This window comes from Actinomadura sp. NBRC 104412, assembly GCF_030269515.1.
In the GTDB taxonomy this organism is placed as follows: domain Bacteria; phylum Actinomycetota; class Actinomycetes; order Streptosporangiales; family Streptosporangiaceae; genus Spirillospora.
This window is the reverse complement of record NZ_BSTM01000007.1, coordinates 210408-231084: the sequence shown is the minus strand read 5'-3', so window position 1 is coordinate 231084 and position 20677 is coordinate 210408. Positions and strand designations below refer to the sequence as shown.

The window sequence follows — 20677 nt, the reverse complement described above, 5'->3', positions numbered from 1 at the left end:
CCGTCCCCCCGCGCGGGCAGCGCAGACGTAGGCGTCCTGAGGAGTTGGGGAGTGCGATGAGCCGTTACCGGTACGGGGCGTATGAGGAGGGTCCCGACCCGCTCGCCCCGCCGTACGACGTACGGGACGCGCTGGACGCGATGGGCGACTCCGTCCTGGAGGGCACCCGTCCGGAGGAGGCGCTGCGGGAGCTGCTGCGGCGCGGCCTGCCGGGCGCCGAAGGGCGCCGCGGTCTCGACGACCTGCTGCGGCAGGTGCGGGAGCGACGCCGCAGGCTGCGCGAACGCGGCCGCCTCGACGGGACGCTGGAGGAGGCGCGCGCCCTGCTCGACACCGCGATCGGGCAGGAGCGGGCCGAGCTGTTCCCCGACCCCAGCGACGACGCGCGGCTGCGCGAGGCCGAGCTGGACGCGCTCCCCGACGACACCGCCCAGGCGATCCGGCGGCTGTCGGACTACCAGTGGAGGTCGGACGCGGCCCGTGCCACGTTCGAACGGCTGAAGGACCTTCTCCGCAGGGACATCCTGGACGCGCAGTTCCAGGGCATGAAGCAGGCTCTGGAAAGCCAGGACCCGCAGGCCATGCAGCGCGTCAAGGACATGATGGCCGCGCTCAACGAGATGCTGGAGAAGGACGCCCGCGGCGAGCACACCCAGGAGGACTTCGACCGGTTCATGGAGCGGTACGGGGACATGTTCCCCGACAACCCGCGGAACCTGGAGGAGCTGGTCGACTCGCTGGCCCGCCGCGCCGCCGCGATGGACCGGCTGCTGGCCTCGCTGAGCCCCGAGCAGCGGGCGGAGCTGGCCGCCCTGATGGACCAGGTCATGCAGGACGCGGGGCTGGCCATGGAGATGTCCCGGCTGAACGACGCGCTGCGCGCCCGCCGTCCCGACCTGGGCTGGGGGCAGCCGGAACGGATGACCGGCGACGAGGCGCTGGGCATGGGCGACGCCACGACGGCGCTGGCCGAGCTGGCCGACCTGGCCGAGCTGGAGGCGGCGCTGGCCCAGGACTACCCGGGCGCCCGTCTCGACGACATCGACGAGGAGGCGGTGCGGCGCGCGCTGGGCCGCCGTGCCGTGGACGACCTGGAGGCGCTGCGCCGGATCGAGACCGAGCTGGAGCGCCAGGGCTACCTGCAGCGCAAGCGCGGCAAGCTGGAGCTGACGCCCAAGGCCGTGCGGCGCCTCGGCGACACCGCGCTGCGCCGGGTGTTCTCCCAGCTCACCGCGGGCCGGCAGGGCGACCACGACCAGCGGGACGCCGGGCAGGCCGGGGAGCTGACGGGGTCGAGCCGCGAGTGGCGGTTCGGCGACGAGCAGCCCCTGGACGTGGTCCGCACCGTCGGCAACGCCATCCGCCGCAGCGCCATGGAGCCGTCCGCGGCGGCGCTGGACGCGCCCGTCCTCGACGCTCCGGGCGGCTCGTCCGCGTCCGGCGGGCCCCCCGCGCCCAGGGCGGTCACCAGGCGGAACGGCGCGGTCAAGCTGAGCGTGGACGACTTCGAGGTGCAGGAGACCGAGCGCCGCAGCGCCGCGGCGGTGTGCCTGCTGGTGGACCTGTCGTACTCGATGGTGCTGCGCGGCACCTGGGCGGCGGCGAAGCAGACCACGCTGGCCCTGCACGCGCTGGTCACCAGCAAGTACCCGCAGGACGCCATCCAGATCATCGGGTTCTCCAACTACGCCAGGACCCTGCACCCCACCGAGATGGCCGGACTGGACTGGGACATGGTGCAGGGCACCAACCTGCACCACGCGCTGATGATCGCGGGCCGCCATCTGGACCGGCACCCCGACTTCGAGCCGATCGTCCTGGTGGTCACCGACGGCGAGCCGACCGCGCACCTGCGTCCCGACGGGCGGTCGCTGTTCGACTACCCGCCCTCCCCCGACACGCTGGTGCTGACGCTGGCCGAGGTCGACAAGATGACCAGGCGCGGCGCCAGCATGAACTTCTTCATGCTGGCCGAGGACCGGCGGCTGGTGTCGTTCGTGGAGGAGGTCGCGCGGCGCAACGGCGGCCGGGTGTTCGCGCCCGACGCCGAACGGCTCGGCCAGTACGTGGTCAGCGACTACCTGCGGGTGCGGCGCGGACGCCGGTGATCGCGCGGGGGTCCGCCCCCCGCGGCGGGTCCGGCCGTTAGGGTCGTGGCCATGTCCACCTCCGACCGGCTCCTGCTCGTCCTGCACATCGGCTTCGCGATCTTCACGCTGGGCCCGCTGACCGCCGCGACCTCCGTCACCCCGCGCTACATCCGCAGGCGGGACCCGGCCGTGGTGCGCTTCCTCAACCGCAACACCCGGATCTACGGACTCGGCACGCTCGGTGTCTTCCTGTTCGGGCTGTTCCTGGGGCAGGGGCGGCTGGACGAGATCTGGCTCGTGGTGTCGATGACCCTGTTCGTCGTCGCGCTGGTGCTGCTGCTCCTCGTGGAGCGCGACCAGCGCAAGGCCGCTCAGCTCTTGGAACGGGCCGAGGCGTCCCCGGCCCCCGGGCCGTCCCAGGAGACCGCCGAGGGCGGGAAGGGCGAGCCGGAGGAGAAGGCGACCGCCACCGCCCCGCGGGATCAGGACGTCGCTCAGGTCGAGCGCGGCCGGATCGCCGCGATCTCGGGCGTCGTCGCGCTGATCTGGCTGATCATCCTCGTGCTGATGGTGTGGAACGGGTCCTGAGCCCTCACGGGGCGGTGCGCTCCTTGAGCCAGGAGATGATCAGCGGGACGGCGGTCTCCTCGTTCAGCAGCGCCGTCGCGTGCTGCCTGCCCGGATACACCTTGACGCTCGCGTCCAGGCCGACCCCGCGTAGGGCGGCGGCCAGGCCGGTGCTCTGCGCGGGCGGGACGAACTCGTCCTTGTAGTGCAGCAGCAGCATCGGCGCGTCGCCCGGGGAGACATGGCTGATGGTGTTGGTGTCCTCGGCCTGCGCCATGCAGTCGGGGTCGGTCTCGACGGGCACGCAGCCCAGCAGTTTCACGACCGCGCGGCGCAGGCTGCGCTGGCTTCTCGTGGCGTCCGGCTTCTCGCCCGCCTGGTAGGCCAGGTACGGGATGTTCACCGGTGACAGGGACACGGCGCCGCGGACCCGCGTGCCGCCCTCGCCGTAGGTGGCGAGCTGGCTCGCCAGCAGGCCGCCGGCGGACGACCCCATCACCGCGACACGGTCCGGGTCCACGTTCCACCTGACCGCGTGCCGCTTGACGTAGGTCAGGGCCGCCATGGCGTCGTCCCGCTGCGCGGGCCAGGGCGCCTGCGTCGCGAGCCGGTAGTTGGCGGCGAAGACCGTGTAGCCCTGCGCGGTGAGGCGGCGTGCGAAGTACTTCCAGCCCGACTTGTCCCCGCCGATCCACGAACCGCCGTGGAAGAGCAGCACCGCCGGGGTGGGCGCGGTCCCGCGCGCCTGCCGCGTCGCCGCGTCGTCGTCCTGGCCCTCGGGTGTGGTGTCCTGCCAGTAGACGTCGAGGCGCTGGCGCGGGTGGATGCCGTAGGCGTACGTGGCGGTCCTGGGCAGCTTGGGCGTCACCATGACGGCCCGGGTCGACACGACGGGGTCGGGGGCGGACGACTGCCCGTTCCCGGCCTGTGCGGTCGCCGACGGGCCGGAGGAGCCCGGCGAGCCGGACGGGGCCTGCGTCCCCGGTCCGTCGCCCTGGCCGGGCGAGGCGGACGACGAGGACCCCGGTGCCGGCACCGGCGGAGCGGCTCCCGCCGCGCCGGACGCCGCCACGGCGGAGATGCACGTCGCGGCGAACGCCGCCCCGCAGACCAGAACTTTGCGCACTCCCGGTCCCTTCTCATCGGACACCCGGCGTGCCATATCATAAAGCCTTGATCACCTAGCGGCGGGCAAAGCCACCCGAATCGCCCGGTACGGAGCGGTCAAAGATCCGGTCAGGGCCGGGCACGGCGGCCGGTCACCGGGTGGCCGCGGTGATCGCGCGCTCCAGGTCGCGGAGCAGGTCGTCCACGTCCTCGATGCCGACCGACAGCCGCACCAGGTCCCCGGGGACCTCCAGCGGGGACCCCTTGGCCGAGGCGTGGGTCATCCGGCCCGGATGCTCGATCAGCGACTCCACCCCGCCCAGCGACTCGCCGAGGATGAACAGCTTCGTGGACTCGCAGACCCGCACGGCCTCCTCCTCGGAGCCCATCCGGAACGACACCATCCCCCCGAACGCCTTCATCTGCTTGGCGGCGATGCCGTGGCCGGGGTGCTCTGGCAGCCCCGGGTACAGCACCGAGCGGACCTCCTCGCGTCCCGAAAGCATGTCGGCGACGGCCGTCGCGTTGGCGCAGTGCCGGTCCATCCGCACGCCGAGGGTCTTGAGCCCGCGCAGCGCCAGCCAGCAGTCGAACGGCCCGGCGACGCCGCCCATGGCGTTCTGGTAGTAGGCCAGCCGCTCCCCCAGCTCGGCCGAGGCCGTGACCAGCGCCCCGCCGACCGTGTCCGAGTGCCCGCCGATGTACTTGGTCGTGGAATGCATGACCACGTCCGCGCCCAGGGCCAGCGGGCGCTGGAGGTACGGCGAGGCGAAGGTGTTGTCGACCACCAGCAGGGCGCCCGCCTCGTGCGCGACGGACGCCAGCGCGGCGAGGTCGGCGATGCCCAGCAGCGGGTTGGTCGGGGTCTCCACCCAAATGATCTTGGTCTCCGGGCGGACCGCGGCCCGTACCGCGTCCACGTCGCCCAGCGGCACCGGGTCGTGCACCAGGCCCCAGGGCTCGGCCACCTTGGTGAACAGCCGGTACGTCCCGCCGTACGCGTCGCCAGGGATGATCACGTGATCGCCGGGACGGCACAGCGCGCGCAGGAGGGTGTCCTCCGCCGCGAGCCCGGACGCGAACGCCAGCCCCCGTGCTCCCCCCTCGACCTCCGCCAGGCACACCTCCAGAGCGGTACGCGTCGGATTGCCCGCCCGCGAGTATTCGTAGCCGCCCCGCAGCAGCCCCACACCGTCCTGCTTGTAGGTGGAGGCCTGGTGAATCGGCGGGACGACCGCCCCCGTGGTCAGGTCAGGTTCCTGACCTGCATGTATGGCCAGGGTCTCGAAACCCTGGTGAACGTCCTTGTCCATAGGCACGAGGCTATCCACCGGTCTCCCCTCCTGGAGGAGGAGACCGTCCACCGCAGGTATCACCCGGCATTTCGGTACCCGGGTTGACCCCAAAGAGCCCGCCGATCTCTACCGTGTGAAAGGTACTCGAACCTGGAGTACTCCATTCCCACCGAGTCTTTCCGAAGGATGTCGCATGTTCGCACGGTTGGCGCGCGCCGTCGTGAGACACCCGTGGTGGACGATCGTGGCCTGGCTGGTCGCCGCGGTCGCCATCATCGCCTTCTCACCCCAGCTGTCCACCGAGTCCGACCAGGGCGACTTCCTGCCCTCGTCGTATGAGTCCGTCCAGGCGATGGACATCGCCCAGAGGGCCTTCCCCCAGCAGGAGGACACCTCCGCCCTGATCGTGGTCAAGCGCTCCGACGGGGCGCTGCTGACCGCCGCGGACACCGCCAAGGTGGGCCAGATCGCCCAGACCCTGAACGCCGACAAGCCCGAGACGGTGCAGGGCTTCATGGCCGGTCCCGAGACCGTGGCGCCGAACAAGGCCGTCCAGGTCGTCGCCGTGCCGATGAAGGGGTTCGACAGCGAGGCCCAGACCAAGCAGTCCGACGCGGTCAAGGAGATCCGCGCCGATCTGAAAACCCAGCTGAACGGCACCGGCCTGGAGGCCAAGGTCGGCGGTGACGTGGCCGGCTGGGTGGACAACGAGGACTCCTTCAACCAGTCCTTCGAGATCGTCGGCATCGCCACCTTCGTGCTGATCATCGGCCTGATCCTGCTGATCTTCCGGGCCCCGCTGGCGGCGCTGCTGCCGATCCTGGTGATCTCGGTGACCATGCAGGTCGCGATGGGCGTGATCGGGATCGCCTCGAAGATCTTCGACTTCTCCGGCGACCAGAGCCTGTCCACGATCATCCTGATCGTGCTGTTCGGCATCGGCGCCGACTACTACCTGTTCCTGATGTTCCGGTTCCGCGAGCGGCTGCGCGCGGGCGACGACAAGCGGACCGCCATGACGACCTCGCTGGAGCGGGTCGGCGAGGTCATCACCTCGGCCGCCGCCGCGATCGCGGTCAGCTTCCTGGTGCTGCTGCTGGCCGCCTTCGGCGGGTTCAGCGCGCTGGGCCCGTCACTCGCCATCGCCGTCGCGGTGATGGGCGTCACGTCCCTCACCCTGTTCCCGGCGATCATCGTGCTGCTCGGCCCCGCGGTGTTCTGGCCGTCCAAGGCGTGGAAGAAGCAGCCCAAGAGCTCGGGGGCGGCGGCCATCGGCCGGACGGTGGGCCGGCGTCCCGCCCTGGTCGCCCTGGTCTCCGGCGGTCTGATGGTCGCCCTCGCGGCGGGCGTGTTCGGGTTCAAGGCCGACTACGACTTCGCGGCCGGCTTCCCGCAGGACACCGAGTCCGCGCAGGCCACCAAGGACCTGCAGAAGGGCTTCCCGCCCGGCCTCACCACCCCGGTGCAGGTCTTCCTCAAGACCGAGAACGGGCAGCCGATCTCGCAGCGGCAGATCGACGAGTTCAGCGCGCAGGCCAAGGGCGCGCCGGGCGTCGGGCAGGTCCGGCCGGGCGTGCCGGGCACCCAGGACAGGTCCGTGGCGCGGGTCGACCTGCTGCTCAAGGACAACCCGATGTCCAACGAGTCGATCAGCCTCGTCAAGGACGACCTCACACCGGCCGTGCACAAGGCCGCGCCCGACGGCGTGCGGGCCTACGTCGGCGGCCAGACGGCGATCTTCGCCGACATCAACGCGGTCAACAACCGGGACCTGTCGGTGATCCTGCCGGTGGCGGCGGTGCTGATCGCGCTGATCCTGGCCCTGCTGCTGAGGTCGCTGGTCGCGCCGATCTACCTGGTCGTGGCCGTGCTGCTGGGCTTCACCGCCACGCTCGGCTCCGCGGTGTACGTCTTCCAGGGCGCCATGGGCGAGCCGGGGGTCAGCTTCCAGTTGCCGATCGTGCTCTACCTGTTCGTCCTGGCGATCGGGACCGACTACAACATCCTGATGACCGCGCGGCTGCGCGAGGAGGCCAGGGAGGGCAACGAGCCGCGCAAGGCCGCCGCGCTGGCGGTCGAGCACGGCGGGCCCACGGTCGCCGCGGCCGGGCTGATCCTCGCCGGGACGTTCTCCGTCATGGTGCTGGCCCCGGTGTCGATGCTCCAGCAGATCGGCTTCTCGGTCGCGATCGGCATCGCCCTGTCGGCCTTCGTGATGTCGACCTTCCTGGTGCCCGGCCTGACCGCCATGCTGGGGCACAAGGCGTGGTGGCCCGGCCACGGCGACGAGCCCGACCGGCCGTCCGGTGAGCCCCCCGTCCTCCGCAAGGACGAGTACGAACCCTCGGGGATGGGCCGCTAGGGCTCACCGCCGTCCCCCCAGACGTCGGGTTGCGGGAACCGCGGTCCGGAAAGCCGCCCACAAGGCCGCGGACCGCAACCCGACTCCTCAGAGAGAGATAAAGATAGAGAGAGGAAGCGCCGGAGGCCGCGGGTCTCCGGCGCTTCGCCGTTCCGGGCGGGCGGGACGCCGGGCCGCCGGGCTAGCGTTTGGCGGAATTGGCCAGGAAGGTGATCAGGTCCTGGCGGGTGACCAGGCCCTTGGGCTTGCCCTCCACCAGCACCACCGCGGCGCCCGCGCTCTCCAGCGCCGTCACCGCCTTGCTCACAGGCTCCCCCGACCCCACGATCGGCAGCGGCGAGGACATGTGCGCCTCGACCGGGTCGTCCAGCCGGGCCCGGTTCCTGACCAGGGCGTCCAGCAGGTCCCGCTCCACGATCGAGCCGATCACCTCGGCCGCCATCACCGGCGGCTCCTGCTTCATCACCGGAAGCTGCGACACCTCGTACTCGCGCATCACCGCGATCGCGGTCTCCACGCTCTCCTCCGGGTGGACGTGCACGAACTCCGGCAGCGTCCCGCCCTTGCGGGTCAGCACCTCACCGATCCTGGCCTCCTCGGTGGACGGGGTGAGGAAGCCGTAGTCGGCCATCCAGTCATCGTTGAAGATCTTGGAGAGATAGCCGCGGCCGCCGTCCGGCAGCAGGACCACGATCACCGCGTCCGACGCCTTCTCCCCCTCGGAGAGCCGGGCCGCCAGCCGCAGCGCCGCGACCACCGCCATCCCGCAGGACCCGCCGACCAGCAGCGCCTCCTCGCGCGCCAGCCGGCGCGTCATCAGGAACGAGTCCTTGTCGGACACCGCGATGACCTCGTCGCAGATCGTCCGGTCGTAGGTGTCGGGCCAGATGTCCTCGCCGACGCCCTCGGTGAGGTACGGCCGTCCGGTGCCGCCCGAGTACACCGAGCCCTCCGGATCGACGCCGATCACCTTGACCGAGCCGCCCGACACCTCCTTGAGGTAGCGGCCCGCGCCGCTGATCGTGCCGCCGGTGCCGATGCCCGCGACGAAGTGGGTCACCTTGCCCTCGGTCTGCTCCCAGATCTCCGGGCCGGTCGTCTCGTAGTGCGAGCGCGGGTTGTTCTCGTTGCGGTACTGGTCGGGCTTCCACGCGCCGGGGATCTCGGCCGCCAGCCGGTCGGAGACCGAATAGTAGGAGTCGGGATGATCCGGCGACACCGCCGACGGGCACACCACCACCTCGGCGCCGTACGCGCGCAGCACGTCCAGCTTGTCCTTGGCGACCTTGTCGGGGCACACGAAGACACACCGGTAGCCGCGTTCCTGCGCGACGATCGCCAGCCCCACCCCGGTGTTGCCCGAGGTCGGCTCGACGATCGTGCCGCCGGGGCGCAGCTCGCCCGACCGCTCCGCGGCCTCGATCATCCGGACCGCGATCCGGTCCTTCACCGACCCTCCGGGGTTGAAGTACTCCACCTTGGCCAGCACCTGCGGCCCCCCGCCTTCGGCCCGGCCCTGGCCGGTCACCTTGCGCAGCCGGACGAGCGGGGTGTCACCCATCAGCTCGACCAGCGAATCGTGTACGCGCACCGCGATGTCCCTTGTGTAGCTGCCGTGTCCCATCCCCCTGCGATCCCCGTAACAGGCGCGTGTCCTGCGGAGAAGGAGGAAGTGAAGTCGGATAGATTTCAATTTCCGACGGTAGCCCACTGGGCGCCGCGGACGGCTCACCAAGGTCGGGATCGGTTCCGGATGGTCACGGAGGGTCGACGGCAATGGCAATGCTGAGGGCGTTCACGGCACGGCGCATCGCGACGGCCGCGGCGTATGGAGGCGGCGGGCTGACCGTGGTCGGCGGCCTCACCTTCGGGTTGCTGGTGGTGGAGGCCAAGCTCGCCAGGAAGATCATTCTTGCCACGCCCAACGGCGATCCCCCCGTCGCCGACGGCGTCTACGGCAAGGGCCTGCCGGGTGAGCCGCTCTCCTTCGTCGTCCTGGGCGACTCCACCGCCGCCGGGCTCGGCGTCCACACGCCCGAGGAGACCCCGGCGGCGCTGCTGGCCACCGGGCTGTCGTCCATCTCGGGACGGCCGGTGCGGCTCACCAACGTGGCCCGCTCGGGCGCCCGCTCCGAGGCGCTGGCCGAGCAGGTGACGCGGGCGCTGAAGGCCCGGCCCGCCATCGCCGTCATCATGATCGGCGCCAATGACGTCACCAACCGGGTGCCGGCGGGCGAGTCGATCCGGCACCTGGCCGCCGCGGTCCAGCGGCTCCGCGCGACCGGCTGCGAGGTGGTTGTGGGCACCTGCCCCGACCTCGGCTCGGTGAAGCCGCTGATGCAGCCGCTGCGGTGGTTCGCTCGGCGCGCCAGCCGCCAGCTCGCCGCCGCCCAGACCATCGTGGCGGTCGAGCGCGGCGCCCGGTCGGTGTCGATCGGCGACCTGCTGGGACGGGAGTTCGCGGCCGACCCGCTGGAGATGTTCAGCGCCGACCGCTACCACCCGTCCGCGCGGGGCTACGCCGCCGCGGCCGCCGCGATGCTGCCGTCGATGGCGGCCGCGCTGGGGCTGGAGCCCGACCTGGAGTCCCTCCCCGGCTTCCGTCCCGGCCAGGGCATCCTGCCGGTCTACCTCGCGGCGGCCGAGGCCGCCGAGGAGCCCGGCATGGAGGTCTCCGGCGCCCGGGTCGCCGGCCGCGAGCGCGGTCCGCGGGGACGCTGGGCCACGCTGCTGCGGCGCCGCGGCGTCGACCGTTCCGAGGACGGGGACGCCCACCCGGGCGAGTCCGGCGGTGCTACCGCAATGACACCGGGAGCCGCCTGACCCCGGCCCGCCCGGGCCACCCATGACCGCCTTTCTTCCGCCTTTCTCCGGCCATTCCAGGGGGAACTCGATTCATGTCTTCGCACACCCACTGCCGGCTACTTTTCGCATCCGATTCGCGACTTTTCGTGGCGGCGGTGATCTTCATGGCGGCGGGGGCGGCGGGCTGTTCCCCTTCCGGGGACGACCATGCCGGGAACGCGCGGGCGTGGGCGGGGTCCGGGACCAACGCCGTCAGCCGTCCCGTCGCGGGCGCGGGCGTGGCCGCGGTGACCGGGCTGCGTCCCGACGGCACGCTGGAGACCGTTGCGTTCGACCTGGCCACAGGGGCGCGGCTGTGGTCCCACCCCGCGACCATGGTGGGGCGCCCCGCGGGCATGGGCGTCCAGCCGCCCGCCATCGCCGGCCCCCCCGGCTCCGGGCTGGTGGTGGCGGTGGAGCCGCCCAGGACCGACCGGCGGCTCGCCACGCTCACCGCGCGGGACGCCCGTACCGGCACCGAGAGATGGACCCGCCCCGTCTCCTCGACGCTCGGCCCGGCGCGCTGCGGGACGGACGTGTGCCTGTCGGAGGCCACGTCCATGAAGGAGTCACGGTTCGTCGCGCTGGACCCCGCCACCGGCCGCGCCCGGTGGGCGACACCCGGCATCGCCGAGGTCGAGCACGCCGACCCCGCACGGATCGTGCTGTTCCGGATGACGCGCAGACCCTCCCTTGAGGCGCGCCACCCGCGTACCGGCAAGGCCCTGTGGAAGTTCCCGGTGGACCGCGCCCTGGGACGGGGCGTCAGCTTCGCCGGCGGCTGGACCTTCGGAGTGGCACCCGCCGACGACGTGCTCGTCGGCCACATGGCGCCCTACAAGCCGCGCAAGCGCGGGCGGCTGTCGCCCTACGGCTTCTTCGGGCTGCGCCTGTCGGACGGGAAGCCGCTGTGGACACGCGAACGGATGGTCCGCGTCTACCCCAGCGCCAACCCCGCCGTCGCCCTGTTCGCCCGAAGCTTCACCGGCCGGGGCGGCGCCGGCGGCTTCGAGCGGATCGACCCGCTCACCGGCCGTACCATGACGACCCTGCCCGCGGACAGGGCGCCGAAGCCGCCGTGGAAGCTGTCGTTCCCGCCCGACCTGTCCACGCTCGGATTCGTCGTCCAGGACAGGCCCGGCCCCGCCTACCGGCTGCGGGACGGCGCCAAGGTCACCGGCGGGGGCACGCGCGGCTGGACGTTCTGCGACCTGAACCCGCCCCCGCTGAAGATCACCGGCCAGCGCGGGTTCTACCCGGTCGCGTCGCTGTGCGCGTACGACATCTCCACCGGCCGCCGCGTCACGTCCCCCGGGGCACCGCCCGCCTGGTACACCGGGTCGTCCGGCGGCTGGCGGGTATGGCGGGACGAACGTGGCGCCCTGCACGGCATCCACGACACCGAAGGCAGCGCGCCCGGCATGTACGGCATGTAGATAAGAGCCCCTATAAGACCCGCCTGGACGATGGGCATGTGCCACGCCACAAGGCAGAGGACGTCACAGCGGAGCCCGGCCACACAGTGCGGGCCTTTCCGGGACCTGCCCTCTGGACGAACCCGGCACGCACGTTACATTGCGGGAAATGACCGGCGAGTAGCACCGCGAGCCGGACACAGGTCGCTCGATCCAGGGAGATCCACATGCCCGAGGCAGTCATCGTCGCCACCGCGCGCTCGCCGATCGGCCGCGCGTTCAAAGGGTCGCTGAAGGACATCCGTCCCGACGACCTGGCCGTCCAGATGGTCAAGGCCGCCATGGCCAAGGTCCCGCAACTGGAGCCGTCCCAGGTCGACGACCTGCTGCTGGGCTGCGGCCTGCCCGGCGGCGAACAGGGCTACAACATGGCCAGGGTCGTCTCGGTGCTGCTCGGCTGGGACGACGTGCCCGGCGCCACCATCACCCGGTACTGCTCGTCGTCCCTCCAGACCACCCGGATGGCCTTCCACGCCATCAAGGCCGGCGAGGCCGACGTCATCATCTCGGCCGGGGTGGAGACCGTCAGCCGGTTCTCCAAGGGCAGCAGCGACGGCCTCCCCGACACCCAGAACCCGGTGTTCGCGGACGCGGAGGCCCGCACCGCCAAGCGCGCCGAAGGCGGCGCCGAGACCTGGCGCGACCCCCGCGAAGACGGCGACCTCCCCGACATCTACATCGCGATGGGCCAGACCGCGGAGAACGTCGCGCAGATCCGCGGAGTCTCCCGCAAGGCGCAGGACGAGTTCGGCGTCCGCTCCCAGAACCTGGCCGAGAAAGCGCTGAGCAACGGCTTCTGGGAGAAGGACATCACCCCGGTCACACTCCCCGACGGCACCGTCATCAGCAAGGACGACGGCCCCCGTCCCGGCACCACCTACGAGAAGGTCGCCGCCCTCCAGCCCGTGTTCAGGCCCGACGGAACCGTCACCGCCGGCAACTGCTGCCCGCTGAACGACGGCGCCGCCGCCGTCGTCATCATGAGCGACACCAAGGCCGCCGAACTCGGCATCACCCCGCTCGCCCGCATCGTGTCCACCGGCGTCACCGGCCTCTCCCCCGAGATCATGGGGCTCGGCCCCGTCGGCGCGTCCAAGCAGGCCCTCGCCAAGGCGGGCATGACCATCGACGACATCGACCTCGTCGAGATCAACGAGGCGTTCGCCGCGCAGGTGCTGCCGTCCGCCGAAGACCTCGGCATCGACATCGACAAGCTCAACGTCAACGGCGGCGCCATCGCCGTCGGCCACCCCTTCGGCATGACCGGCGCCCGCATCACGTCCACCCTCGTCAACTCGCTGGCCTTCCACGACAAGCAGTTCGGCCTCGAGACCATGTGCGTCGGCGGCGGCCAGGGCATGGCGATGATCGTCGAGCGGCTGAGCTGAGCCCGCCACCCGTGGCCCGGGCACCCCGCCCGGGCCACCTGCGCGTTCACCGGGGCCATCACGTTACGAATGATCCACGTAACGTCATGGATAGGTCCGCGTTAGGGGGTTGTCACATCCCCGCTCCTGTTGCAGAGTCGGCAGGAAGGAGCCCCGCGACCTGGAGGTGCCAATTGTCACTGAACCACTCGCCGGAGACGCACAGCAAGCTCATCGCACGCATTCCGCAAGTCACAGGACGTGACATCCCCGAGTGGTTCACCACCATCGAGAACGGCCCAAGCTTCGTCCGCTGCGACGAGCGCAGCAACTGGCTCGCCGACGAACACGGCCTCTCGCATGGCTACGCCGCCGCCCTGGTCCGCGAACACGAACGCACCCGCCGCGCACGCCACTACTGAGCTGTGTTTATTGGCAAGCACGAGCTGCGCTCCTCGCCTGGCGGCTCGTCGCTTGTCGTGCTTGCGGCGATCGCTGCATCGCTCCGACTCGCCTAGAGGCGAGCTCCGCGATCAGTTCCTCGCAAGCTCGGAACTGCCTTCGGACGCGATCGCAACGCCTGGCCGCCGTTCGGGGCTGGGGCAACGGGCTGAGGTGGGTGCTGTGTTTATTGCAAGCACGAGCTGCGCTCCTCGCCTGGCGGCTCGTCGCTTGTCGTGCTTGCGGCGATCGCTGCATCGCTCCGACTCGCCCAGGGGCTCGCTCCGCGATCAGGGTCTCGCTCGCGCTCGCCCCTGCCTTCGGACGCGATCGCAACGCTTGAGCGACCGTTCGTGGCTGGGGTTGGGGGCTGAGGTGGGTGCGACTGTGTTCATTGGCGGGCGCTAGCTGCGCTCCTCGCGGCGGCTCGCTCCGCGCTCAGATTCTCGCTTCGCTCGAATCCGCCTTCGGACGCGATCGCGGCGGTTAGGGTCGCTGCGGGGCTGGGCTGCTGGTTGTGCTTGTTGTGCCTCGCGGCCCGTCTGGCGAGTCAGTGCGCGATCCGGTTTCTCCCACTGCCTTCCTTGAGGTCCGCTTCACCCTGAGCAGGGCAGACCTCGAGCGGACAAGCAAGCTCACCGACCTCAGCCCACAGCCCAGCCCCGCAACAAGCTCAAGCGTTGCGATCGCGTCCGAAGGCAGGTTTCGAGCCTGCGAGAAACCTGATCGCGGAGCGAGCCCCTAGGCGAGTCGAAGCGATGCAGCGATCGCCGCAAGCACGACAAGCGAGGAGCGCCAGCGACGAGCGCAGCTCGTGCTTGCAATAAACACAGCTCAGTCTCTGCCGGTGAAGTAGGAGAGGAAGCGGAGGAGCTCCAGGTAGATCCAGACGAGGCTGAGGACCAGGCCGAAGGCGCAGTACCAGGCGAAGGTTTCCGGTGCGCCGTGGCGGACGCCCTGCTCGATGGAGTCGAAGTCCAGCAGGAGGAAGAAGCAGCCCACGAGGATCGCGACGACGCTGAACACGTAGGCCAGCGGGTTGCTCGGGTCGCGGATGCCGATGCCGTCCTCGCCGCCGAAGAGCTGGACCACGAGGTTGACCAGCATCAGGCCGATCAGGGCGAAGCCCGCGGCGATGACGAAGCGGGCGAACTTGGGCGTGACGCGGATGATGCGTAGGGCGTGGACGGCGAGCATCGCGCCGAACGCCAGCGCGGTGCCGATCACGGCCTGGAACACCACGCCGTGGTAGACGTCGTTGTAGGCGTGGCTGATGATGCCGACCATCACGCCGTACAGGGCGGCGAACGCTATGACCAGGGGGGCCTTGGCGTTCCGCCCGAAGGTGATGAACGCCCAGACGCCCAGCGACGCGATCACCGAGACCACCAGCACCGGCACGGCCAGCTCGACCGGGATCAGCGCCCAGGCCAGGGCGGCCGTGACGACCAGCGTGGCCAGGGTGAGGAACCCGCGGACCACCACGTCGTCAAGGGTCATCGGGCGGACGGCCGGAGGGGCCGCGGGCGGCGCGCCGTACATGTACGGCTGCGCGCCGGGCTGGAGACTCTCCTCCCTGCGCCAGCCCGTCTGCCGGCCGAAGGCGTTACCCCGGAAGGCGGGGTTCCTGCTCTCCATGGATGCCTCCTGAGGGGCGACCTTTCCTGATCAGTCTAGACGGCCGAGCCCTGGTTGAGGTTCCTGCAAGGTGTCGGCTCGGTATCGGCCCGTAGGAAAGAACGGGCCCGGCGCGTGACGGCGCCGGGCCTGCGGTGCCCCCGGTCGGATTCGAACCGACACAAAAGCTCTTTTAGGGAGCCTGCCTCTGCCATTGGGCTACAGGGGCGGCGTAATCATACCGGGATACATCGAACTACCAGACAACCGATATTCGGCCGGGACCGCTTTTCCGCCGGATCGGGCGGCCCGTCCCGGGCGGTCGCTTCCCTCCCCCCGTGCCGTGGATCGTCCCCGAAACTCGCGGCGATACCTTCCCGATCTTGGACGGCCCTACCGCGAAACGCGCCACCGATCGGCGGTATCCATATCGCTACCGACGGCGATTACCGCACGAAAAAGGCATAGTCACGGGGCCACCCGGCCCGGGACCGAGCGGCCCTCGACGAGGGTGGTGCCCGCCCGGCCGTCGCGGTCGCGGCGGATCGCGCGGATCTCATGGACGCCGATCCGGCCGCTCTCGGTGGCCAGCGCGGAGGCCGCCAAGTAGAGAAGCCAGACCCGGGCGCGGCCGATTCCGGCCAGCTCGACGCACTCGGCCCAGTGCCGCTCAAGGTTGGCGGCCCAGGCGCGGAGCGTGCGGGCGTGGTGCTCGCGGAGGGCGGCGACGCCGCGCACCTCCAGGCCGGCGTTCTCCAAGGTGCCGATCAGCTCGCCGAGCGGCAGCAGCTCACCGTCCTCCGGGAACATGTAGCTCGTGGTGAAGGTGCGGCGGACGCGGTGCGGCCCCGGCCGGCGCACCGGCTGTTGCAGCACCAACCGCCCGCCTGGGGCCAGCAGCTCGTACAGGCGGGCGGCGTCCCGGTCCAGGGGCTCGATCTCGGTGAGCCCCACGATCGCGTCGTACGGGCCGCGTCCCGCCTCGTCCAGGTCCCAGCCGAGCACCTGGATGCGGTCGCCGAGCCCGGCCGCGCGTTCCTTGATGTAGGCGGCCTGCTCGGGCGTACGGGTCAGGGCGACGACGCGGCAGCCGTGGCGGGCGGCGAGGTGGCAGGCGAGCGCGCCCCACCCGGCGTTGAGGTCGAGGACACGGGCCCCTTGGAACAGGGAGAGCCGTTCGGTGACGCTCTCCAGCGCGGTCCGCTGGGCGTCGTCAAGGTCGATCGCCTCGTCCCAGAGGCCGCCGGAGTGCGCCATCTCGGTGCCGAGCATGCGGGCGAAGAACGCGGCCGACTCGGTCAGCGGGCCGGACGAGCGGTCGCCTCGGCGCCCCGGGGGGAACTCCTCGGGCGGCGGCTTGGGCTCGGGCCCGACGGCGCCGAGCATCACCGCGGTACGCACGATCTCGCGCTTGTCGTCGCTGCTCAGCCGGATCTGCTCGTCGCCGCTGCGCATCACCCGCTGCACGGCGTCGAGCGCGGCGAACACGTCGCCCTCGATGTCCAGTTCGCCCGCGACATAGGCGCGGACGAGCCCCATCTCGCCCGGCTTCCACAGCAGTCGCCGCAGCGCGCGGCGGTGCCGGATCACGAACGCGGGCGCTCCCGGCGGGCCGATGACGCTGCCGTCCCAGGCCCGTACCTGGATCGGCAGGTCGGAGGCGGTCCCGCCGTCCCACTCCTCGCCCAGCATGATCTTGCTCAACAGGGGGGCGAGCCGGGAGGCGACACCGTCGTGCATCAGCGGCAGCACCTCCTCTCGGACGAGTAGGACCCCGATCGTCATCTCCGCCGGCCGGCCGCGTACTCGAACTCGTGCCGGGGCCGCGACAGCTCTCCCATCGAGACGATCTCGCGCCGGAAGAACGCGGCGAGCGTCCAGTCGGCGGTGATCCGAATTTTACGGTTCACCGTCGGCATCCGGGACAGGTGGTAGGTCCGATGCATCATCCATGCCGGGAAACCCCGGATCTTCAGGCCGTACACGTTGGCCACGCCCTTGTGGAGGCCGAGACTGGCCACCGAGCCCGCGTAGGCGTGTCGGTACGGTTTGCGCCGCCTGCCGCGTATGTCGGCCACGATGTTGTCGCCGAGCCGCCTGGCCTGGCGGACGGCGTTCTGGGCGTTGGGCGCGCAGAACTCGCCCGGCTTGGTCAGGTCCGGGACGGCGGCGTTGTCGCCCGCGGCGTACACCCCGTCCAGACCCTCGGCGGTCAGCTCGGCGGTGACCTTGATCCGGCCCTGCCGGTCGATCGGCAGGTCGCCCTCGTGCACGACCGGATGGGGCTTGACGCCCGCCGTCCACACCAGGGTGTTGGCGTCGAACTCCTCGCCGTCGCTGAGCACGATGTGCCGGTCCTCGGCCGACTTCACCAGCGTCTCGGTCCTGACCTCGATGCCCCGGGCGCGCAGCGCCTCGGCCGTCCAGCGCCCCATCTCCGGGCCCACCTCGGGCAGGATCCGCTCGGTGGCCTCGATCATGATCCAGCGCATCTCGTCCGGGTCGATGCCCGAGTACCACTTGCAGATGTCCCTGGCCATGTCCTCCAGCTCGCCGATCGCCTCGATCCCGGCGAAGCCGGCCCCGACGAACACGAAGGTCAGCGCCCTGCGCCGGGCCTTGATCTCGGCCTCCGCCCGCTGGGAGCCGTCATGGCGGTAGTTGAGGGAGGCGGCGCCGTCGAGCTGGCGGATCACATGGTTGCGCAGGTAGATGGCCTCTTCGACGGTCTTGAAGCCGACGCCGTTCTCGGCCAGGCCGGGGATCGGCAGCGTCCGCGAGACCGATCCGGCCGCCACCACCAGCCGGTCGTAGCCGATCTGCTCGGCGCCGGTGTTCATCTCCGCTCCGACCGGGCAGAACTCCACCACCCTGCGAGCGGTCTCGATCCTGGTCACGTGCCCGGTGAGCACGCGGCAGCGGCGCAGGACGCGGCGCAGCGGGGCCACCACGTGCCGGGGCTCCAGGTTCCCCGCGGCGGCCTCCGGGAGGAAGGGCTGGTAGGTCATGTACGGATGGGGGTCGATCACCGTGATGGTGACCTCGCCGCGCCTCAGCTCGCGCCGCAGCCGGGTTTGCAGGCGTAGCGCCGTGTACATGCCGACGTAGCCACCGCCGACGATCACGATGTGCTGGGTGGTGTTCGCTGGTTCAGCAGCCATGCCCGGAGCGGTACCCGATACACGGCCCGGATCACGCAAGGCGCCACCAACACCGCAATCCGGCATTTTTCCCGGCCCGCCGCGAACTCCCGGGCCCCTGCCCGCATCACACATGGATGTATCGAGGGAACGGCGGCGGGACAGGGCCCGACGGGGGCGTCAAGCGGCCGGGACGGCGATCGCCTGCGGGGTGCGATCGAGCCCGGCCGCTTGGCCAAGGCCCTGCCCCGCCGTTCGCATGTCTGCGGCCCTCCCCGCTCCCGGGAGCGGGATCACCCCGGTTTCGGCAGCCCGGCGAGCTCGCGGGCGCGGGCGAAGACGGCGTCCAGCATCGGCTCGGTGACCCGCCCGGTGAAGGTGTTCTGCTGGGACGGGTGGTAGCAGCCCAGCAAGGTCAACGGCTTCCCGGCCGGTGCCGCCAGTTCCACCTCCTTGCCATGGCCGAACGCGGGCCTGGGACGCGGCACCTGATATCCGGCCTGCTGAAGCGCCGCCCACACGCCTTGCCACGCGTACCCGCCAAGGACGACCACGCAGCGCATGAACGGTGCGACCAGTGACACCTCACGCGCCAGCCACGGCTGGCACCTGCCGCGCTCCTCAGGGGTCGGCTTGTTGTCCGGCGGCGCGCAACGGACCGTCGCGCCCACCCTGACCCCGATCAGCCGTTGGCCGTCGCCCGCGTGGACGCTGGTGGGCAGGCTCGCCAGCCCCACCCGGTGCAGGGAGGCGAACAGCCAGTCGCCCGACCGGTCACCGGTGAAGATCCGTCCCGTGCGGTTGCCGCCGTGCGCCGCCGGGGCGAGACCGACGAGCAGGATGCGCGGCTCGTCCTCGCCCCATCCCGGGACGGGGCGTCCCCAGTACCGCTCGTTCGCGTACGCGCGACGCCGCTCGACGGCCACCCGTTCCCGCCACTCCACCAGCCGCGGACACGCCCTGCACACCGACTCGCGGGCGGCCAGTTCCGCCAGCCCCGAGGCGCCCGCCGCCAGCTCCACCACGTCCTGCGCCGTACGCGCCACGGGCGTGTCAGGTGTAGCGGGGTCACCGGGCCACCCCGTCCCAGGCGGCACGAACGGCGCCCGCCCTCCCGCGTCCGGCTGAGCGTTCGTCATGAATGCGATGGTCGCACGACCGACCGAGCGCCCGGAGGGCGGTCGTGCCCATCCATCGGGGGTGTGGGGGTCGCCCCCCACAGAAAACACGACCGACCGAGAGCCCGAAGGGCGGTCGTGCCCTTCTATCGGGGGGTGTGGGGGGTCGCCCCCCACAGAAAACACGACCGACCGAGAGCCCGAAGGGCGGTCGTGCCCTTCTATCGGGGGGTGTGGGGGGTCGCCCCCCACAGAAAACACGACCGACCGAGAGCCCGGAGGGCGGTTGTGGTCTTCCATCGGGGGTGTTGGGGGCCGCCCCCGCGTCCGGGTGCCCGGCGAGCTGGACATGCGTCCAGTTCCGGACGGCGCATGTGGTGGCGGGCTCGGTACGATGCGGAGCGCCGAGTCGGGGAGGCAGTTCCGGCGCGCCATGCGAAGCGGAGGCAGTCCTTGTCGCAACCAGGCTGGTATCCCGATCCCGCGGGGAGCGGCAGCCTGCGCTGGTGGAACGGGACGCACTGGACCGAGAACCTCAACCCCGAGCCGCCCGGCGGCTCCCGGCGACGTGCCCCGGCCTCCCGGCGGACCGACTACCAGGCCGCTCCCGTCCAGGAGGCGGGGTGGGACGCAGGGCAGGAGACGGTCAGGCTGATCGACGCCACCGTGGGCGGGCTGCTGCTGCACGCCGACGAGCAGGTCGTGGCGTACGGCGGCTCGTCCATGGCATGGGTGCACGTGGAGTGGGTGGCGTACTGGGCGGCGAGCGTCCCCGGCGGGTACGGGCGGCCCGCCATCCAGTGGATCTTCCAGGCGGGGCGGCATCCCTTCCTCGGCGGTCCCAAGGTCGAGGTGGTCATCGAGGACAGCGCGATCACCCTGCACGGCCATCCCGGCGCCCAGCTCGACGGCGCGCCGGGCAACGGCCCGGCGAGCGGTGTGGCCGAGAGGGTCTGGCGCGGCCTGGTCGGGCTGTGCCAGGTGCTGGCGGAGCGGCGGCTGGTGTCCGAGCTGGCCGGACGGGTGCTGGCGGGCGAGTCGATCGACGTGGCGCACGGGCTGACCGTGCATCCCGGCGGGGTGCGGGCCGAGCAGGTGTCCCTGAGCTGGCGGGCGATCTCCGGGGCGGTGCTGGAGGGGGGTCGTGTCTGGATCCAGCAGTCCGGCAGCACCACGCCCGTCCTGTACGTGCCGCAGCAGAACCCGAACGCCGTGCTCATCCCGGCGCTGCTGGCGGCCTTACAGGCGGCCTAG

15 protein-coding genes and 1 tRNA gene are annotated in these 20677 nt (G+C 71.3%); 8 read left to right on the top strand and 8 right to left on the bottom strand.

Annotated features, from left to right (window positions below; genetic code table 11):
- Positions 1-56 precede the first annotated feature (56 nt).
- Positions 57-2108, top strand: a complete 2052-nt coding sequence (locus QSK21_RS11920; RefSeq protein WP_285695619.1) for a vWA domain-containing protein — start codon at positions 57-59, stop codon at positions 2106-2108.
- 51 nt (positions 2109-2159) lie between these two features.
- Entirely contained in the window at positions 2160-2678 is a 519-nt protein-coding gene (locus tag QSK21_RS11915) for a hypothetical protein (RefSeq protein WP_285695618.1), read from the top strand.
- 4 nt (positions 2679-2682) lie between these two features.
- Here QSK21_RS11915 and QSK21_RS11910 read toward each other — a convergent pair whose 3' ends face one another.
- Both QSK21_RS11910 and QSK21_RS11905 read right to left on the bottom strand, forming a co-directional pair.
- Positions 2683-3807 (bottom strand): alpha/beta hydrolase, encoded by a 1125-nt coding sequence (locus tag QSK21_RS11910; protein WP_285695617.1) that lies wholly within the window; start codon positions 3805-3807, stop codon positions 2683-2685.
- A gap of 109 nt (positions 3808-3916) precedes the next feature.
- Positions 3917-5077, bottom strand: coding sequence for a cystathionine gamma-synthase (locus QSK21_RS11905; protein ID WP_285695615.1), 1161 nt, complete (start codon positions 5075-5077; stop codon positions 3917-3919).
- Between the two features lie 175 nt (positions 5078-5252).
- Between QSK21_RS11905 and QSK21_RS11900 the strand changes: the two genes are divergently transcribed.
- Positions 5253-7421, top strand: coding sequence for an MMPL family transporter (locus tag QSK21_RS11900; RefSeq protein ID WP_285695614.1), 2169 nt, complete (start codon positions 5253-5255; stop codon positions 7419-7421).
- Between the two features lie 181 nt (positions 7422-7602).
- On the opposite strand, the gene QSK21_RS11895 is transcribed toward QSK21_RS11900, so the two are convergent.
- Positions 7603-9012, bottom strand: coding sequence for a cystathionine beta-synthase (locus tag QSK21_RS11895; RefSeq protein ID WP_285695613.1), 1410 nt, complete (start codon positions 9010-9012; stop codon positions 7603-7605).
- A gap of 191 nt (positions 9013-9203) precedes the next feature.
- Between QSK21_RS11895 and QSK21_RS11890 the strand changes: the two genes are divergently transcribed.
- The 4 genes from QSK21_RS11890 (at position 9204) to QSK21_RS11875 (ending at position 13529) form a co-directional block, all read left to right on the top strand.
- The gene (locus QSK21_RS11890; RefSeq protein ID WP_285695703.1) at positions 9204-10244 is read left to right on the top strand and encodes an SGNH/GDSL hydrolase family protein; all 1041 of its coding nucleotides are present in this window, start codon (positions 9204-9206) and stop codon (positions 10242-10244) included.
- Between the two features lie 128 nt (positions 10245-10372).
- Entirely contained in the window at positions 10373-11701 is a 1329-nt protein-coding gene (locus QSK21_RS11885; protein ID WP_285695611.1) for an outer membrane protein assembly factor BamB family protein, read from the top strand.
- Positions 11702-11907: 206 nt separating this feature from the next.
- A complete protein-coding gene (locus tag QSK21_RS11880) occupies positions 11908-13128 on the top strand; it encodes an acetyl-CoA C-acetyltransferase (RefSeq protein ID WP_285695610.1) in 1221 nt (406 codons plus the stop codon).
- 173 nt (positions 13129-13301) lie between these two features.
- Positions 13302-13529 (top strand): DUF4287 domain-containing protein, encoded by a 228-nt coding sequence (locus tag QSK21_RS11875; RefSeq protein ID WP_285695609.1) that lies wholly within the window; start codon positions 13302-13304, stop codon positions 13527-13529.
- Between the two features lie 853 nt (positions 13530-14382).
- Here the strand turns inward: QSK21_RS11875 and QSK21_RS11870 are convergent.
- From QSK21_RS11870 to QSK21_RS11850, 5 genes are all read right to left on the bottom strand, one after another.
- Positions 14383-15186, bottom strand: a complete 804-nt coding sequence (locus QSK21_RS11870; protein WP_285695608.1) for a Bax inhibitor-1/YccA family protein — start codon at positions 15184-15186, stop codon at positions 14383-14385.
- Between the two features lie 135 nt (positions 15187-15321).
- Positions 15322-15394, bottom strand: a tRNA-Leu gene (locus QSK21_RS11865).
- 239 nt (positions 15395-15633) lie between these two features.
- Complete coding sequence (locus tag QSK21_RS11860; protein ID WP_285695607.1) at positions 15634-16950, bottom strand: class I SAM-dependent methyltransferase; 1317 nt, start codon at positions 16948-16950, stop codon at positions 15634-15636.
- Positions 16947-18326 carry an NAD(P)/FAD-dependent oxidoreductase gene (locus tag QSK21_RS11855; protein WP_285695606.1) on the bottom strand — a complete coding sequence of 460 codons (1380 nt, stop codon included), beginning with the start codon at positions 18324-18326 and terminating at the stop codon, positions 16947-16949. Before QSK21_RS11855 ends, QSK21_RS11860 begins: the two co-directional genes overlap by 4 nt.
- A 272-nt stretch (positions 18327-18598) precedes the next feature.
- The gene (locus QSK21_RS11850; RefSeq protein ID WP_285695605.1) at positions 18599-19444 is read right to left on the bottom strand and encodes a uracil-DNA glycosylase; all 846 of its coding nucleotides are present in this window, start codon (positions 19442-19444) and stop codon (positions 18599-18601) included.
- A gap of 432 nt (positions 19445-19876) precedes the next feature.
- Here QSK21_RS11850 and QSK21_RS11845 point away from each other — a divergent pair, with 432 nt between their 5' ends.
- On the top strand, positions 19877-20677 hold the full coding sequence (locus tag QSK21_RS11845) for a DUF2510 domain-containing protein (RefSeq protein ID WP_285695604.1): 801 nt from the start codon (positions 19877-19879) through the stop codon (positions 20675-20677).